This is a genomic window from Antarctobacter sediminis, assembly GCF_019218285.1.
Taxonomy (GTDB): domain Bacteria; phylum Pseudomonadota; class Alphaproteobacteria; order Rhodobacterales; family Rhodobacteraceae; genus Antarctobacter; species Antarctobacter sediminis.
Map to the genome: position 1 here is coordinate 1 of NZ_JAHUZG010000004.1, position 16,922 is coordinate 16,922.

Genomic DNA, 16,922 nt, shown 5'->3' on the forward strand with positions numbered 1-16,922 from the left:
TCAGATTGTTGCCTCGCAGAACCTTGGAGCATCGCCCCGCCGTCCCGTCCGGCGTCCCGTCAGCGCCTCAGCGCCGCCGGTGAAGGGGCTTTTACGGATACCAACATAAACCCGCAAGCGGTTTTTTTCATGGTTCCGTCATTTTTTCTTCAAGATACTGATTTCATGATGAATTTTTGGACATTTTGGCAACCGGGAACTGGCCTGCCTCCACTTCTGGACTCCGTTTCAGCGCCCTCCCCTGCCGGTTCGCACCGGTTTTCGGTGATTCAGGGTGCCGATTCAGGGCAAGTTCGGTGAGAATCCGGGGTTTGGGCCATGCGAGTCACCTCACCGGCCTCTCCCGGACGCCAATGAAACGCCATGTGGCACGGGTTTCCGAAGGATCTGTGTCCGATTGCCCGTGAATAAGCGCTCTGCGGGGAATCCCTGATCGACAAATGGTCAAACTTCACGCTACTTGTTCAAATATGGACACCCCTGCCCGAGAAGAATGCATGTCAGAGCAAGCCCCGTCGAAAACCAATCCCGACTACTCCGTGCCCCCCGTGGTGCGCGCGCTGGCCGTCCTGCGCCATATCGCGGCCGGCAATCGGTGTCGGAACACCAGCAAGACCGCCAAGGAGATTGGCATCAATCGAACCACCTTGATCCGCCTGCTGGCCACGCTGGAAGCAGAACGCATCATCGAGACCCTCCCGGACGACGGCGGTTATCGGCTTGGGACCGGGTTGATCGCCCTTGCCACCGAAGCGCTGAATGAACGCGGTTTGATCCCCACCGCACGTCCGATCCTGGGGAAACTGGTCGAGAGCCTCAATCTGTCGGCCCACCTCGGGATACGCGAAGGGCGCGAGATCATCTATCTTGCGCGTGAAACTCCGAATTCGCATCTGGCGAGCACCGTTCGGGAGGGCACACATCTACCGGCCCATGCCACGACCATCGGGCGGATCCTGCTTGCTGAACTGTCGGGGGCCGAGCTTCGGGCGCTTTACAGCACACACCCGCTGGAGGCGTTCACTGACAAGACGCGCACAAGCCTTGAAGAGCTGGAAAACCAACTGGCCGAGGATCGAGCGCGCGGCATGTCATGGAGCGTGGCAAATTTCGAACATGAAATCGGGTCTGCCGCCGTGGCCGTCTATGATCACCAAGGCAGCGCCGTGGCCGCCATCAATGTCACCGGTCATGTCAGCGCCTTTGCGCCTGACAGCCCGCTGGTCAACCGGATCGCAGCGGAGCTGAAAGCCGCAGCACGCGAAATTTCCGAAGCATTGGGCTATCGCGGCTGGGCTTCGGAACAGATGTAGGGGTCAGAGGTCAGAGGTAGGTATAGCCAAAGGCCATCCCGAAGTCGGAAGCGGTCAGCGCGGCATTGCCCTGCCGTGCTCCGCGCAGCCACAGGCGGCCATGGACCTGAGTCTCGGTCAGGTCTGCCCCGACAGGCAGGCGGGCATCCTGACACCACAAACCGCCCAGCCACTCACTGTTGTGGAAATCGGCCTTGTCCGCGATCTCCACCTGTTGAAGCGAGCAGTTACCATAACCCACCGCACCGGAAAACTCCGCACCACGCCGGAACTGCGCCGCATCAAAGCGACCGATGCCCCGAAACTCGCAGTCGCGAAAGCCGGCCCTGTCCTCGAAATCGCAGCCTTCAAAGCGGGCATCGTTCAGGAAGACCGCACCGGAGAAATCCACCGGCCCGCCGAACCGCGCCCCCAGGAACCAGCTGAGGCCAAGGAACCGGGCGCCGCGCGCATCCACGCCGTCCGGGAAATATGCCCCCGACAGGTCAAACCCCGCCACGTCGCATTCCCTGAGGTCCAGCCGTCCTTCGCAGGTGATGCCACGCAGATCCGCGTGCTGCCCATGTTGCCATGGGCGGTTCAGCCGGTCGCGCAGCGCCTCGGGCGTCATCAGGCCGCCTCGCCCAGCTTTTGCGACACTTCGGCGATCACGGCCTCGGCCCAGGGAAAGGCAAGGTCTTCGGCCAGATCGCTGCCCGACGCGTCATGCGCCACGCGCTCACCGACCTGATGCGCCCCATGGGCGATCATCAGTTCGGCCAGTTTCTTGGGCCCGTGGTTAAACGTCTCGTCATATTCGCTGTCACCCAATCCGAAGATCCCGAAATGGATGCCGGACAGGTTGGGCTTTGCCGTGGCGACCGCTTCGGCAAAAGGCTGTGCCGAGGCGGGCAGGTCCCCGTCACCGTAGGTTGAGCAGACCAACAGGTAAAACCGGTCCGCGCTGAAATCCTCGGGCGCGAAATCCGCAAGGTTGGCCAGATCGACCTCGTGGTCTGTCTCGACCTCGGACTGGATGTCTTCGGCCAGCATCTCGGCGTTGCCGGTTTCAGTGCCATAAAGAATGGTGATCAGCATGTCGTGGTCTCCCTTGTCACTGCGACCGCAAGCATCTCTGGCCGGGTCGCGATTTTCTTGCGGCAGCGCCCCTCTGGCGCGGAATCTGTTTCGGCTTTGTCAATGCGGCACCAGCCTGCGTAATCGACGATATTGTCCGCCGCGCCAAGAACCGCACGACCAGCGCGCACAGCGTCGGGGGACAGATCCGCAAGGATCACCTCGGCCAGCGCCTGCGCATCGGCCCGGTTCTCGGGGATCGTCCCGCGCGGACCGCGCCGGAACCAGCCCGTCGCGTACAGACCCGGTGCCAGCCGCCCGGCCCCGGCATCCAGCGCATCACCGATCAGAACATCGCGTGGCAGGCCCGGTGCGGCCTGAAAACCGATAGCCGTCAGCACCGAGGTGCAGGGGAGCACTTCTTCACCCGTGCCAGTATCGAACCGAACGGCGCGTGCCTTGCCGTCGCCTTCCACGGCCATAGGCTTCAGCCCGAACCGAAAGACAATGCGACGCGCGCCGGTCTCTTGCCCGGAAATCGTCGCCAGTGCCTCTAGTCTCTTGGCCTCCGCCGGTTCCGCGCTGTTTCCCGCGTTCACAACCTCAATCGCCACGTCGGACAACTTGGCCAGTTCCTTGACCATGACAGGATCGAACTTGGCCCGCGCCGCGGGCGAGCGCCCGGTGATCGTGATCGTTTCGATCCCGCTGCTTGCCAACCAGTGACCCGGCCCTTCCCCCAGATCGGACCCATCAAGCTCTGCCGGCGATTTGGCCAGAAGGCGCAACAGGTCGATGGCCACGTTGCCATTGCCGATGATGACCGGGTGCGCCCCCAGATCGGGCAGCGCCTCTGCCTCTGGGTGTTCGTACAATGCCCGCGTCAAACGGCCCGCGCCGTAAACGCCCGGCAGGTCATCGCCGGGCACTCCCAGCCTGCGGTCCGCCGACAGGCCCGCCGCCAGAACCACCACATCATACGCATCGCGCAGGGCATCCAAGCTGACGTCCTTGCCAATCGTGACATTGCCAAAAAACCGCGCGCCCTGCCGTTCAAAGACACGGGCAAACTGGCGGGCGACGGCCTTTGTGCCCTGATGGTCGGCGGCCACCCCATAGCGTACCAGCCCATAAGGCACCGGCAGTTGGTCGATCACATCAACCTCAAGGTCCGGCGCCTTTTTCAGCAAGGCCTGCGCAAGGTAGCAGCCCGACGGGCCTGCGCCCACGATTGCGATCTTGCCTGTCATGATACCTCCAGCGCGGCACCGGCCCAGGGATGGGGCGCGCCGCTCAGATCGGTGTAGATGCTTTTCTGGGTCATGTAGGCACGCAGGCCCTGACGCCCCTTTTCCCGCCCGATGCCGCTTTCGCCGTCACCGCCAAAGGGCGTCGAGATCGAGAACTGCTTGTAGGTGTTGTGCCAGACCGTCCCGGCCTTGATCGCCCTCCCGATGCGCCACGCGCGTGGAAAATCCCGGGTCCAGATTCCGCAGGCCAGCCCATAGTCGTTGTCATTCGACAGCGCGACAACGTCATCCTCGCCGTCAAAGGGCATAACCACCAGAACCGGGCCAAAGACCTCTTCGCGACAGATGCGGGCCGTGTTTGTCACACCGGCAAGGATCGTGGGCAGGTAGTAGCTGCCCTTGTCAAAATCCTCGCCTTCTGGCGCCTTGCCACCGCACAGCAACTCGGCCCCCTCGGCGATTGCGCGGTCCACGTGGTCGGCCACCTCGGCGCGGTGATCCATATGGACCAGCGGCGCAACCTGTGTCCCGGCCTCAAACGGGTGGCCCAGTTTCAGTGCGCGGGTAGCCGCGACCAGCCGCGCCACGAACCCGTCATAGATCGCCCGCTCGACAAACAAACGCGACCCCGCGATGCAGCTTTGCCCCGAGGACGAAAAGATGCCGAACAAAATCCCGGCGATGGCCTGATCCTGATCCGCATCGGCAAAGACGATGGTCGGTGATTTGCCGCCCAGTTCAAGGCTGACAGGCATCAGCTTTTCCGCCGCCTTGCGTGCCAGCGTGCGGCCCGTCGACGTACCTCCGGTAAAGCTAACCTTGGCAATGTCGGGATGTTCGACCAGCAAGTTGCCGATCTCGCGCCCGGACCCCGGCAGCACCGAAAGCAACCCTTTCGGCAAACCTGCCTCATCCACGATCCGCGCCAGTTCCAGCGCCGTCAGGGGCGACCATGATGCCGGCTTCAGGATCACCGCATTGCCAGCGGCCAGCGCCGGGGCCAGCTTCTGCGCATCCGAGGCGATGGGCGAATTCCACGGGGTTATCGCCGCGACCACGCCCAGCGGTTCATGCACCGACAGCGTCAGCGCACTGCCGCGTTGTGCGGTCATCTCCTCGTCCATGGTTTCGGCCACAGCGGCAAAATAGCGAAACGTCCCGGCGGCCGACGCCGCAAGCGCACCCGTTTCGGTCAGCGTCTTGCCGGTATCGCGCGACTGGATACGCGAGATGCGGGCGGCATTGGCCTCGATCCCGTCCGCGATGCGGTACAGAACCCGCGCCCGCTCAAAGGCTTTCAGCGCGCCCCAAGCCGGTTGTGCGGACTTGGCCCGCGCAATCGCCTCTTTGCCATCGTCGCTGGAAGCCCCGCGCAGCACCCGGTTCACCGAACCATCCGCCGGAAAGACCGAGGTGATCTCGGCTCCGCGCCCCTCGCGCCAGTCTCCGCCCAGATACAGCCGCCCGTCCGGCAGCACCGTGTCCATCATGTTCATCAGATCACCACCGGTGTCATGCGGTTCCGGATCTCTCGCAGGACCGAGTAGACCGTCGAAACGCTGGTTTTCACATTGTCTGCCGAGGGCAGGTTTTCGATCTGCATCGCGTAATTCGCCACCGGGGACCGCACGTCATATTCATGCAGGTTGCCCGGTGCGGCGGGATCGGCGATCAGCTCGACCTGCGTCGCCTCGAAGCCGGCCCCCGCAAGGGCCAGCGCCGCCGCCACATTGGCGTTTTTGGGAAAGGCACGCGCGGCTTCGCGGGCGCTGCCCCGAAAGAACACTTCGCGCGCAGCCAGTCCGTCGAGGTCCAGAACCTCCTCTGCAGGGCTTCCGGCCCAGGCCTTGGGCGGCTTGATCCCGCGATAGGTGACATGCAGGTCCCCCGCCGCCGACAGCGCCGACAGCAGGTCCAACCCGCCAACCGCGCCCGCCGGCAGGATCAGCCGGGCACCGCCCTCCTGTGCCGCGCCACGCAACTGCGCCTCCAGTCCGGCATCCGCCAAGGCCCCGACCGACACCTGAACCATATCGACCCCTGCGCGCAGCACTTTGGGGCCATGTTCGGCAACGGCAGAGTGACCACCGCATTCGATGACAAGATCCGGACGTTCGGCCAACAAGGCTTCGGCACTGGTCACGGCCACGACCTTGGCAGGCAAGGCGGCCTCACGGCCCGGGCGCACCAGCACGGCCAGATGCGCCGGGTGCAGGTCGGCGCGCGCCAGCAGCTCCAGCAGCGTTCGGCCTATGTTGCCAAAGCCGATCAGTCCCAGCCGCATGGCTCAGTCCTCTTTCTGTGCCGCACCGGCGGGCGGTCCGGCAAAGGCCTCGGCGAAGGGACCGATGGCGACCATGTCCACCTCGATCAATTGCGGACCGTCCGCCGCCAGCGCCGCATCCAATGCGGTCTCGAAGTCTTCGACCGCCGAAACCTTGCGATGCGGCAGGCCGATGGAGGCGCAGAAGGTGTCGAACTCGGGCACCCGCAGCGCCGAGTAATGGCGGCGGCTGTCATATTGCGCGTCCTGGATATTCTGGATCACGCCATAGGCCTGATCGTTCATCAGCACGTAGACCAGTGGCGCATTTTCATCGACCGCAGTGATGGCCTCGGCCAACCCCAGCATCGTGCCGCCATCGCCCAGTAACGTGATCGCCTTGCGCGCGCCGGTGCAGGCCAGCGCCGCGCCGATGCCCATGGACACGCCTTGCCCGATCCCGCCGCCCAGCGCATGAACGCCCTGGTTCGGTTCGCTCAACCGGACATAGCGGTTGCCGAAGGTCGAATTGGAAATCGTTACATCCCGCACCCATGCATGGCCGCCTTCGGTCACCTTTTGGCTGAGTACATCCGCCAAGGTGGAATAGCGTCCAAGCCGGTCACGCAGCGCGCCTTCGGCCTTGGCCCGCGCCTTGGCAAGGTCAAAGCCAAGATCCCGGTCACAGTCCAGTCTATCGGGGAGCACCGCCAGCAGCCGCGCCAGCGTATCCGCCGCATCCCCATGGGCAAACAACTCTACCGGGTAGTTGCGCCCACCCTGCGAAGCATCGGCATCGATCTGGATCAACGGGCGGGGCAAGGGCATTTCGTTGTTGCGGGTTTCGTTCCCCCGCAGGCGAGAGCCGACAACGATCATCAAATCGCAGCTCTCGTACAGCTCGACCGCTTCCGGCCCCATGTTGAACGCGCCCAGCGTTCCCGGCTCTTCCTCGGACACGATCCCGCGCCCATTGGTCGAAGACACGATGCCCACGCCGCGGCGCATCAATTCCGTGGCCTCGGCCACCGCACCGCGCGCGCCGCCGCCCAGCCACAACAGCGGGCGTTTCGCAGACCGCAGATAGCTGGCGATGTCCTCGATCACCGCGTCGGACACACGTGGCAGAACGGGCACCGGGGCGTGCCCCACCCCTTGCGGCGCGGCAAGGCTGCGCTGCACATCCACCGGGATCTCCAGCGACACCGGCCCGCTCGGCGCGGAAAGCGTCGCAGAAACCGCAGCCGTCAGCGCACCGATGGCACCGTTGGCATCCCACATGCGGTACACCGCCTTGGAAACCCCGCGCAGCATCTCGGGCTGGCGCGGCACGTCGTGGATCGCGGCGCGGTCGCGGTCGGCATAGGCAAGGTCCACCTGGCTGGTGATGTGCAGCACACGGCTGCCGGCTGTCAGCGCCTCGGCCTGGGCACCTGCCGCATTGCCTGCCGCCGTCCCGGTGGAGGTCAGGCAAACGCCCATTCCGCCGGAGACCCGCGCATAGGCATCGGCCATATTCATGGCCCCGGCCTCCCCCCGCGCGGGTACAAACCGGATCCGCCCCTGTCGCGCCACCGCGTCGAGAATCGGCATGTTGTGGATCGAGATCACGCCGAACATCACCGTAACACCGACATCGGCAAGGTAACGGGCAATAAAATCGCCGACCGTCTCGGTCTGCTGAATTGGTTGGTGTTTCATACCCATCTCCCTAGATGTGCCGTGCCAGCCCGCCCGAAACATCGAGCTGGGCGCCGGTGATGTAGCTGGCCGCCCGCGAGCCGAGGAAAGCAATCGCGTTTGCGGCCTCTTCCGGGTCGCCAAGGCGGCCCAGTGGAATGCCCTTCTTTTCGGCCAGCGCGCCGTACCAATCGGCGCGGCTGACGCTTTGGTCCTCGCGCGCGGCAAAGCGGCGGGTCCATTGGCCGGATTCGATCAGCCCCATGAGGACCGAGTTGACGCGCACCTCGGGGGCCAGTTCGACGCTGAGAGATTTCAGCATGTTCTGAACCCCCGCGCGGGCCGAAGAGGTGCAGACCATGTGCGGTTCGGGCTGGTAGGCCAGCAACGAATTGACCGCCACGATGGCCCCGTGCGCCTTGCGCAGCATCGGCAGGAAGGCACGGATCGGATGCACCTGGCTAAAGAGCTTTAGTTCGTATTCGTCGCGCCAGTCCTGATCGCTGGTCTCGGCGAAGGTCGATAGGCGCCCCTGCCCCGCGTTGTTCACCAACAGGTCGCAACGGCCAAAGACCTGCTGCACCTCCTCGGCAAAGGCGTTCACCTCGGGTGGCTCCAGCACCGAAAACGCCCGTGACAGCACGCGATCCTCGCCAAAATCGCGCCGCAGCACGCTGGCCACATCTTCCAGCCGCGAGGCATTGCGCGCGCACAGCGCGACCTTCGCGCCCGAACCCAACAACACCTTGACCGTGGCAAGGCCGATCCCCGAGGAACCGCCGGTGACCACCGCCACCGATCCATCGTAGCCGAAATTCATTCCGCCGCCCCCCGGCTGTTCAGCGCCAGCTCCGGCCAGCCCGGATCGGGCCGCCCCTGCATCACCGCGCGTTGCGCAGGTGTCGGCGGACCAGCGGTCATCCAGCGATCCATCAGTTCGGGGTTGTCGCGCGGCCAGACCTGCGCCTCATGCGTGGCCTCGTCGATCTGTTGCAGCTCGGAGGTAAATTCGATCACAAAACCCGAGGGAGAGACGAAATAGGCAAAGGGGTTGTTGCCCGGTCCGTGTCGGCCCGGCCCCCATGTCGGCACATGGCCCTTTTGTTTCATCCGCCCGATGGCGCGCATGAATTCGTCGATGGTGGGCAACTCGAATGCCACGTGGTTCACGCTGGGATAATGCGCGCGGACAAGCGCGATCGAATGGTGGTCGCTGTTGCAGCGCAGGAAAACCATCTGGTCCGCCGAATAATCCGAGGTGCGGAACCCCAGAACATCCTCGTACCAGCTCTGCACGCCTTCCATGTCGGGTGTGTTCAGCACCACATGGCTAACCTTTTTCGGCTTGGACCAATCCGGCTCCTCGGGCAGTTGCCGCGCTTCAGTGCGGAACCGCAGGCGGCGCCTATCGGGGTCAAGGATCTCGAACCCGTAGCCACCGGCCCAATCCTCAAAGTCGGCGGGCGCGGCCAGCACGTCTGCGCCCTTGGCAAGGCATTGCGCGTGCAGGGCATCGGTACTGGCACGGTCGGGCATGGCAAAATGCACATATTCGATGCCATAGACATCGCCCTCCATCAGCCCATAGAGAAAGGGCTCGGAGCCGGTGCCGCGCAGCAAGGCCACGCCGTCCTCGTCATGGGCCAGTTTCAGGCCCCACATGTCTTCGTAAAACGGCAGCGTCGCCGTCAGGCCCGGGCCGCGCATCATGATGCCGCGCAGGCTGCCGGTGCGGATCTGGGTCTCGCTCATCTGGATTCCTCCGTCGGGCCGCCGGTCAATCGGCGGTCATTGTCTGTGCGGCCAGCGCCGCGGCAAAGGCCGCAGGGGCCTGAAGGTAAAGCGCGTGCCCGGCACCGGGCACTTCTGTCATCTGTCCCTTCGCCTTGCGCCCCAGAGCGGCAAAAGCCCGTCGGGCGCTTTCGGGCGGGGTGATCACATCCTCGGCCCCGACGATCACGTCGGTCGGCACCAGCAGCCGTTCTGCATCGTCCAGCAACCGGCCCGAGGCCAGCATCCGGGCCGCCTGGCCGTAGCCCGGCAGGCTGACCTTTGACATTGCCGCCTGCACCTGCGCCACAAGCGCCGGGTTGGCCTCTGGCGCGTGGATCAGACGCGCGGCGCGCAATTCGGCAAATCGTGCGGCGCCAAGGCGTTCCAGATCGTCGATCCGTGCCTGCGCGGCAGAGCTCAGCCCCCCGCCCCGCGGCACTCCATGCCCCAGCGCCGGAGAAGCCAGCACAAGGCGACTGACCCGTCCCCGGTGCCGTGCCGCAAAGCTGGCTCCCATGAGCGTGCCAAGCGAATGGCCCACCAGCAGCATCCGGCCAATATCCAGCGCATCGCAGAACCCGGCGAAGGCGGCGGCATAGTCACTGGCCAGCGGCCAGTCCATCGCCAGCGGCGCGCTGCCACCATAGCCCGGCGCGTTCCATGCAATGACGCGGCGCGCCGGGTCGATCCATTCCAGCAAAGGGGCAAAGGAGGCGGCTTCGGACCCTATGCCATGCAACAAAACCAGCGGCTCCCCCGTACCGGGACGTTCAAGGTATGTGATCCCGCCGGTGGATTTTTCCTGCCAACCGGTCATTGGAACACAAAGCCGTTGTTGACGGGCAGAACCTGCCCGGTGAGCGTCAGCGCGCCTTTGCTGAGCAAAAAAGCCACCACGTCAGTGATTTCGCCCGGCGCTTGTGGTCCGGGCACGGCGCGCCCGTCCGAATACTGCCGGTGCCGCGCCTCGGGCACATATTCCGTGGACTCGGTGGTCAGGATGCCCGGCGCTACGGCAGTCACGCCCACGCGATCCGGCCCCAACTCGCGCGCAAGAGAACGGGTCATCGCCATGACGGCCCCCTTGCTGGCCACGTAGGACATCAGGTTCGGTGCGCCCCAAAGCGCCGTATCCGAGGCCACGTTGACCACCCGGCCGGTCCCGGACGCCCGCAGCAACGGGGCTGCCGCGCGGGTCATCAACCAAGTGCCGCGCACGTTCACCCGCTGGACAAGGTCCCAGCTGTCGATCTCGATCTCTTCGAAACCGATGCCGCCGATGCCGGTGGCGATTGCCCCGTTGTTGACCAGACCGTGCAACTGCCCGCCCGTGATCTCGGCCACGGAACCGGCCAGCGTTGTGATCGACGCCGGATCGCCCAGATCGACGGGCAGGAACCGCGCGCCAATGTTTTCGGCGGTGGCACGGCCTTCGTCCTGCGCAATATCGGCGAGGATCAGCTCGGCACCGTGACCCGCAAGGCTGCGGGCGATTTCCGCCCCCAGCCCGCGCGCCGCGCCGGTCAGCAGGATATGACGTCCTTGCAGCATCATCACTCTGCCGCCACGCTGTCCTGCTTGAGTTCCGCTTCGATCTGCGCCTTGGCGGCGCGGGTCAGGATCTGGCGGATGCGGCTGACACCAAGGTCATGCTGGTACAGCATCTCGCGCTTGCGGGCGTCGTCGGGCATGCCCTCCAGCATGACGCGGTCCTGTTCCAGAACGTCCCAATGGGTCTTTTCCATCTTGGCGCGATAGAGGAAACGCCAGCTTTCGCGGGCCATGCCTTCGACTTCGCGCATCCGCCAGAAAAACACCTTGGTCGTATGCTCATCCATCGGGGTCACGAAACCGACGATGCGGAACACCCCCCCCGGCCCCGCCGCGGGCGGATAGGGGATTTCAAGGAAACAGAACATGTCTCCGGGGTAGACCTCGAACTCGGTCCAGTCGAAGTTCTCACCCGTCTGGCCGACGCGTTCGATCCGAAAGCCGTTTTCCGTTTTGTCCAGCTTCATCAGGTCCTGCTTGGACCCATATGCCAAGGTAAAGCTTTCGGCGTGCAGGTAGCAGCCGTGCATCGGATCGGCCAGGTTGTCCAAAGCGTAGCGATAGTTCGACTCCCAGACCGAGGTGCAGAGAAAGCCGGACCATGCGTCATCGGTCATCACGCCGGGCATCACCAGCTCCGGCGCTTCCGGCCGGTCCGCGGATGGCACGTAGACGAAAACCGCATCGTTGGACTCGGTCACCTGATAGGAGGTCAGCGCCTTTCGGCCCTCCAATGCGCATTCCGGCATCGCGGGCACCCGCACCACCACGCCGTCGCCGTCCACGACCACCCCGTGATAGCGGCAGGCTACGTGGCCCTCGTGGACCTCGCCGTATGACAGCGGCGCGCCCCGGTGCGGACAGAAATCCTCGATACAGCGCAGTTTGCCCGAGCCGTCGCGCCACAGCACGATCTTGTCGCCAAGGAGCTTGGTGCCGTAGGGGCGCGAGGCTTTGACCTCGACCGATTTGCAAACCGGGTACCACTGGCCGCGCAGGCCCTCGTTCACGCGCTTTTCGATCAGCGCCTTCTTGTCGATGGCAGTCATTGTCATGTTCCCTTCGAATAGCAGCCGCGGCTCAGCCGTGGGCCTTGGGCAGATAGTGGAGAACGCGCTCTTCGATCTGGACGAGGACCGAGTAGAGCAGGAAGCCGATCACGGTCAGCAGGATGATCGCGTTAAAGACCATCGCCGCATTCGCCTGTCCGCCGCCGTAGGAAATCAGGAAACCAAGCCCAACGTTGCCGCCCACAAGTTCGCCAACGGTCACACCGATCACCGCAAGGGTCGAGGCGATGCGCAGGCCCGCCATCAGGTTCGGCACGGTCGAGGGCATCTCGATCTTCCAGAAGATGCCAAGGCGCGACAGGTTGTAGGCACGGGCCAGATTGATCAGGTCGCGGTCCACGGTGCGCATGGCCTGCAACACGTTGACCAGAACCGGAAAGAAAACGATCAGCACGGTCACCAAGAGCTTGGGCATCGAGTTATAGCCGAACCACATGATGAACAGCGGGGCAAAGGCCACTTTTGGCGCGATCTGAAGCGCGAGGATATAGGGCGACAGCACCTTTTCCCAAAAGGCCGACATCCCCAAAAGATAGCCCAGCACGGCCCCCAGCAGGCTGCCAATGGCAAAGCCCAGAACGGTATAAAGTGCGGTCGAAACGATATGCCCCCACAGCCCTTCGAAGGCCCACATACGCTTGAACTCGGCCAGACAGTCGCTGAGCGTCGGAATGATAAAGCGGGGCACCTCAAGCGCGGTCGGCAGGTATTCCCAGGCCAGCAGCACGAGGGCAAGCAGGGTCAGGCTGGCGATGGTCGTCAAGTGGCGCTGTGCCATGCGTGCTGTCCCGGATGATGTCGTCTTGGAAGAGGAGCGGGGTCCGCTGGCCGGGGCTTTTGCCACCCCGGCCTGGATCTGCGTTGCGTCGGTCATTTCACGAAGTCATTGGTATAGAGGTCTTCGATCGGCACGGCGTTCCGCACGATGCCATTGTCGACGTAGAAGGTCTGAACTGCCTTGATCCGCTCGGGGTTGAAGGTGCCCAGCGGCTGGTTCTCACCCTCGGGATAGATCAACGCCGCATAGGCCCGCATCACGCCCTCGACCATCTTTTCCTTGCCGCTGTGTTGCGGAACAAAGCTGACGTAATCCTTGGCGGCCTGTTCCGGGTCTTCCTGTATGTCGCGAATGCCCTTGAGCACGGCGTTGACGAACCCGGCCACAACCTCGGGGTTTTCGGCGATCATCTTGTCCGAGGCGATGATGGCCTGCGCCATCGCCGGAAACACGCTGTCGACCGGCATCTGGCCCATCTCGACGCCCGCGCCTTCGACAGCGGCAATCCATTCCGGCACACCAGAGAAGGCATGCAGTTTGCCCGCGATGGACAACTGGATGATGCCGCCCGGTCCGACCGCCTGTATATCGACGTCATTTTTGGTCAGCCCGGCCGAGGCCAGAACGCCCAGAAGGTTGTAATAGGTGGTGTCCTGGAACGACAGAACGCCGACCGACTTGCCTTTCAGGTCCGCAGGGCCGGTGATGCCACTGTCGGCACGCCACGCCAACTGGGTCAGCCCGCGCCCGCCCAAAAGAGCCACGCCGCGGATGTCCAGACCATTGGCGCGCACGATGATCGAAGTATCCCCGATCCCGCCGCCAAGATCCGCATTGCCCAGCGCCACCTGCGTCGCAACATCCGCGCCGCCCTTGCCGACGCGGAACGTCACGTCCAGGCCCGCCTCTTCGAAATAACCCTTGCCCTTGGCAAGCTGGAACGGCGCGAAGGCCGGAAGGAAATCCGGGGCGGGGAAGAGATAGGTCACCTTGTCGGCGGCCGTTGCCACCGTCGCCGAAAGCGCAAAGGCCGCGGCGGCGATTGTCTTGAATACCATCTGTTTCATTGTCTACGACTCCCTGTCGTCAGGCTGCTTTTTCTTCGAGCTTCAGTAGTTTGAAGAGTTGCGCGGCATAGTCTCCCACCTCGGGCAGCGTGCGGCGCTTGATCGGTTCATCCCGATGCGGCAGGTCCACCTTGATATCGGCGATCACCGTTCCGGGGCGTTCGCTGAGCACCAGAATGCGGTCGGACATCAACACGGCCTCAGACAGATCATGGGTGATCAACAGCGTGGTTTTGCGAGCTTCTGCGATTGTCTTGGCAAAAGAGTTCTGGAGCAGCAGCTTGGTCTGTGCGTCCAGCGCCGAAAACGGTTCGTCCAGCAGGATGATCTCGGGGTCGATGGCCAGTGTCCGCGCCAGCGCCGCGCGCTGCCGCATCCCGCCCGACAGCTGATAGGGGTACTGCTGGTCGAAACCTTCAAGGTGGCAATGCTTGAGTTCCTGCATGGCCCGTGCGCGGCGCAGATCCTTGGCCACGCCCCGCGCCTCCAGCCCGAACTCGATGTTCGAAATGATATTTCGCCAAGGCAGCAGCAGATCTTTTTGCAGCATGAACCCCACATGCGCATTCGGGCCGGTGACCGGTACGTCGCTGACCAGAACCTCACCGATGCTGGGCTGGTACAAACCCGCCGTCATCGACAGGATAGTGGATTTGCCACAGCCCGACGGGCCGACAGCAGAGACGAATTCGCCCTCTTCGACGCGAAAGCTCACATCCTTGACGGCGGTCAGATCGACGCCGGAATTGGTCGGGAAGATCTTGCTGACGTTCCGAAACTCAAGCGCCATAGCCCTGCACCTCATATGCTGCGTCAAGCTCTGCGTTGATCGCCTTGAGTTCCTCGCCCAGCAGGCTTTCGGTCCAGTCGGTACGACCGGATTTCGGCGCTGGCAGGGCGCGGGTGGTCAGCGCCTCGGCGACCTTGGCAAAGTCGTGCTCTCCGGTGCCGTAGATTTCCATCAGCGCCTCGGCCAATGCGATTTCCGCCGGCTCCAGGTCACGCCCGCGACACTGGTTGGCCAGGGCCGGACGGCTGGTGTCGTGCGCACGCTCCGAAAGCCTGTCTTTGAATGCGTCATGTCCACTCATGTGCCGGTCTCCCTCATCCATCGCGGCTGTCGATCCAGTGATGTGTTCATATTTAAACATCATGTTCAAATATAGACTGCCCGACGGGAGCTGCTTGTGTCAACGGATTTTCATCTTTCCGTCGTCTCAGCGTCGCATGGATTGACAGCTGCTCATTCGCCCGCCAATGTCTATATTTGAACATAACGTTATTTTATGAACACTTGCCGGACAGGAGACAGAGGATGCCCCCCCTGAAAATTGCCATTGCAGGCGGCGGAGTTGGCGGGATGACCGCCGCGATCGCCCTGCAATCACACGGCCACGCGGTCACGATCTACGAGCAGACCTCGGCCTTTGGGCGAATCGGTGCCGATGTGAACCTGACGCCCAACGCCGTTCACGCGCTGGATGGTCTGGGGGCGGGAATCGGCGCGCGCCTGCGCGAAACCGCCGCCCGGCCGGAATTCCGCATCAGCCGCATGTGGGACGACGGGCGCGAGACATCGCGCCTGCCAATGAGCGCCGCCGCCGAAGAGAAATACGGCGCGCCACAACTGACCATTCACCGCGCCGACCTGCTGTCCGCGCTACAAGAGGCGCTGACCCCCGGGACTATCCGGTTTGGCGCACCGGTGGCCGGTCTGGAACAAGGCGCCTCTGGTGCCACGTTGCTGCTGAAGGATGGCTCGGCACATCAGGCGGATGTGCTGATCGGCGCGGACGGTATTCATTCCGCCTTGCGCACATCGCTGTTTGGCAAGGACGATCCGCGGTTCACCGGGCTTGTCTCGTGGCGCGCGGTTGTGCCGCGCGCGCGCGTTCAGGATCTGCCCAACCTCGACAGTTTCACCAAATGGTGGGGGCCGGAACCGGAGCGGCAGATCGTGACTTTCCCGCTGACCGGTGGGCAAGAGATATTTGTCTTTGCCACCACCCCGCAGGAGGGTTGGACCGATGAAGGATGGACCCTGCCCGGCGACATGGAAGAATTACGCGCTGCCTATGCGGACTTCCACCCCGAGGCCCGCGCCCTGCTAGAGGCTTGCACCGAGGTCACGCGCTCGGCCCTGCATGTGCGCGAACCGATGCCGCGCTGGTCACAGGGGCGTGCGACCCTTCTGGGGGACGCCGCGCATCCGATGGTGCCTTTCATGGCGCAAGGGGCCTGCATGGCTATCGAAGATGCGGTGGTTCTGGCCCGCGCTTTGTGCGACGGGCCCGGCACCGTAGAGGCCGCGCTGACCGCCTACGAGGACGCCCGCCGCGACCGGACCGCCGCCATTCAACGCGGATCGCTGGCGAACGAATGGCTCAAGGAAGGCGGAAACGCTGACTGGGTCTATGGCTTTCACGCATGGCAGGCGTCACTGGGGGTTCCGGCCTGACGGGGCGACGCGAAATCAACAGGGGTGTTGGTGTCAGCGCCCCTGTTGCGACGATCTCGGTAAATGGCCAGACGGAGACCAGTCTCCAGCCACGACTGTCGAGCCGACGTGGACGCAGTTGATACATGGCGGATGGCAGATAGTGGGACATAGCGCCATTTCGCTGCGGCCACGCCAATGGCCACTTTCAACGAGAAGGCGAGCTTACAGTGCCCCTCCACACTGCCCGTCAGAAATCGCGTATGTCTCCAAGACATAGCGTCCTACCGCACCTCCCGAAACGATGCGTACCGCAATGAAGTTCGGATCTTCGATATCGGTTTGTTGCAACACAAATGGAATGACAGATGGAGCATAGTGCTTGCACAGTGCCAACATGAGATCCCCCAAGTTTTCGTTTGCAAACAGACCGTTGGGAACTGGATCAGGTTGGATGCGCATCTCTATTCCCTCGCCGTGTGTGGAGTGGGACAAGATTCCGGTATCAACCAATTGCCACTGTACATCTTGTGCCGATACAGGCAGCGCAACTGACAAAAAAAGGCCTGCGAGTATTGTGCAAATTTTCATTTCTTTGGACCCATCCGGTGTTGACTGCTGCGTATGTGCCGAAATTGGAGTAAGGTGCAACATCGGTCAATAAGGGCTCCAAGCCGCCATTGT

19 protein-coding genes are annotated in these 16,922 nt (G+C 63.5%); 3 read left to right on the forward strand and 16 right to left on the reverse strand.

From position 1 onward, the window contains the following. Together KJP30_RS19210 and KJP30_RS19215 are read left to right on the forward strand one after the other, a co-directional pair. Positions 1–300 (forward strand): hypothetical protein (locus KJP30_RS19210; RefSeq protein ID WP_218450989.1); only part of this gene is annotated, 300 nt, incomplete at its 5' end. A 197-nt stretch (positions 301–497) separates the two neighbouring features. Next, entirely contained in the window at positions 498–1,313 is an 816-nt protein-coding gene (locus KJP30_RS19215; protein WP_218450990.1) for an IclR family transcriptional regulator, read from the forward strand. A gap of 10 nt (positions 1,314–1,323) precedes the next feature. Here KJP30_RS19215 and KJP30_RS19220 read toward each other — a convergent pair whose 3' ends face one another. From KJP30_RS19220 to KJP30_RS19290, 15 genes are all read right to left on the reverse strand, one after another. Beyond that, positions 1,324–1,923: a pentapeptide repeat-containing protein gene (locus KJP30_RS19220; RefSeq protein ID WP_218450991.1), complete on the reverse strand. Its 600-nt coding sequence runs from the start codon at positions 1,921–1,923 to the stop codon at positions 1,324–1,326. Next, positions 1,923–2,390, reverse strand: a complete 468-nt coding sequence (locus tag KJP30_RS19225) for a flavodoxin domain-containing protein (RefSeq protein ID WP_218450992.1) — start codon at positions 2,388–2,390, stop codon at positions 1,923–1,925. Before KJP30_RS19225 ends, KJP30_RS19220 begins: the two co-directional genes overlap by 1 nt. Further along, complete coding sequence (locus KJP30_RS19230; protein ID WP_218450993.1) at positions 2,384–3,619, reverse strand: FAD-dependent oxidoreductase; 1,236 nt, start codon at positions 3,617–3,619, stop codon at positions 2,384–2,386. Before KJP30_RS19230 ends, KJP30_RS19225 begins: the two co-directional genes overlap by 7 nt. Next, positions 3,616–5,115 carry an aldehyde dehydrogenase gene (locus KJP30_RS19235; protein ID WP_246594647.1) on the reverse strand — a complete coding sequence of 500 codons (1,500 nt, stop codon included), beginning with the start codon at positions 5,113–5,115 and terminating at the stop codon, positions 3,616–3,618. Before KJP30_RS19235 ends, KJP30_RS19230 begins: the two co-directional genes overlap by 4 nt. Beyond that, entirely contained in the window at positions 5,115–5,903 is a 789-nt protein-coding gene (locus KJP30_RS19240; RefSeq protein ID WP_218450994.1) for an aspartate dehydrogenase, read from the reverse strand. The genes KJP30_RS19235 and KJP30_RS19240 overlap by 1 nt, the downstream gene beginning before the upstream one ends. 3 nt (positions 5,904–5,906) lie before the next feature. Continuing rightward, positions 5,907–7,583 carry a thiamine pyrophosphate-binding protein gene (locus tag KJP30_RS19245; RefSeq protein WP_218450995.1) on the reverse strand — a complete coding sequence of 559 codons (1,677 nt, stop codon included), beginning with the start codon at positions 7,581–7,583 and terminating at the stop codon, positions 5,907–5,909. A gap of 10 nt (positions 7,584–7,593) precedes the next feature. Continuing rightward, positions 7,594–8,382, reverse strand: a complete 789-nt coding sequence (locus KJP30_RS19250; protein WP_218450996.1) for an SDR family oxidoreductase — start codon at positions 8,380–8,382, stop codon at positions 7,594–7,596. Beyond that, positions 8,379–9,314, reverse strand: coding sequence for a VOC family protein (locus KJP30_RS19255; protein WP_218450997.1), 936 nt, complete (start codon positions 9,312–9,314; stop codon positions 8,379–8,381). Before KJP30_RS19255 ends, KJP30_RS19250 begins: the two co-directional genes overlap by 4 nt. 25 nt (positions 9,315–9,339) lie before the next feature. Next, positions 9,340–10,152, reverse strand: coding sequence for an alpha/beta fold hydrolase (locus tag KJP30_RS19260; RefSeq protein ID WP_218450998.1), 813 nt, complete (start codon positions 10,150–10,152; stop codon positions 9,340–9,342). Then, the gene (locus KJP30_RS19265) at positions 10,149–10,886 is read right to left on the reverse strand and encodes an SDR family oxidoreductase (RefSeq protein WP_218450999.1); all 738 of its coding nucleotides are present in this window, start codon (positions 10,884–10,886) and stop codon (positions 10,149–10,151) included. Before KJP30_RS19265 ends, KJP30_RS19260 begins: the two co-directional genes overlap by 4 nt. Before the next feature lie 2 nt (positions 10,887–10,888). After that, a complete protein-coding gene (locus tag KJP30_RS19270; protein ID WP_218451000.1) occupies positions 10,889–11,935 on the reverse strand; it encodes a Rieske 2Fe-2S domain-containing protein in 1,047 nt (348 codons plus the stop codon). 31 nt (positions 11,936–11,966) lie between these two features. Continuing rightward, on the reverse strand, positions 11,967–12,734 hold the full coding sequence (locus KJP30_RS19275; RefSeq protein ID WP_218451001.1) for an ABC transporter permease: 768 nt from the start codon (positions 12,732–12,734) through the stop codon (positions 11,967–11,969). Between the two features lie 92 nt (positions 12,735–12,826). Beyond that, positions 12,827–13,801, reverse strand: coding sequence for an ABC transporter substrate-binding protein (locus KJP30_RS19280; protein WP_218451002.1), 975 nt, complete (start codon positions 13,799–13,801; stop codon positions 12,827–12,829). Positions 13,802–13,820: 19 nt separating this feature from the next. Next, positions 13,821–14,591 carry an ABC transporter ATP-binding protein gene (locus KJP30_RS19285; protein WP_218451003.1) on the reverse strand — a complete coding sequence of 257 codons (771 nt, stop codon included), beginning with the start codon at positions 14,589–14,591 and terminating at the stop codon, positions 13,821–13,823. Then, complete coding sequence (locus tag KJP30_RS19290) at positions 14,581–14,892, reverse strand: recombinase-like helix-turn-helix domain-containing protein (protein ID WP_218451004.1); 312 nt, start codon at positions 14,890–14,892, stop codon at positions 14,581–14,583. The genes KJP30_RS19285 and KJP30_RS19290 overlap by 11 nt, the downstream gene beginning before the upstream one ends. 224 nt (positions 14,893–15,116) lie before the next feature. On the opposite strand from KJP30_RS19290, the gene KJP30_RS19295 reads away from it, so the two are divergent. Beyond that, positions 15,117–16,259 carry an FAD-dependent monooxygenase gene (locus KJP30_RS19295; RefSeq protein ID WP_218451005.1) on the forward strand — a complete coding sequence of 381 codons (1,143 nt, stop codon included), beginning with the start codon at positions 15,117–15,119 and terminating at the stop codon, positions 16,257–16,259. 204 nt (positions 16,260–16,463) lie between these two features. Here KJP30_RS19295 and KJP30_RS19300 read toward each other — a convergent pair whose 3' ends face one another. Next, positions 16,464–16,892 carry a hypothetical protein gene (locus tag KJP30_RS19300; RefSeq protein ID WP_218451006.1) on the reverse strand — a complete coding sequence of 143 codons (429 nt, stop codon included), beginning with the start codon at positions 16,890–16,892 and terminating at the stop codon, positions 16,464–16,466. Between the last annotated feature and the right edge of the window lie 30 nt (positions 16,893–16,922).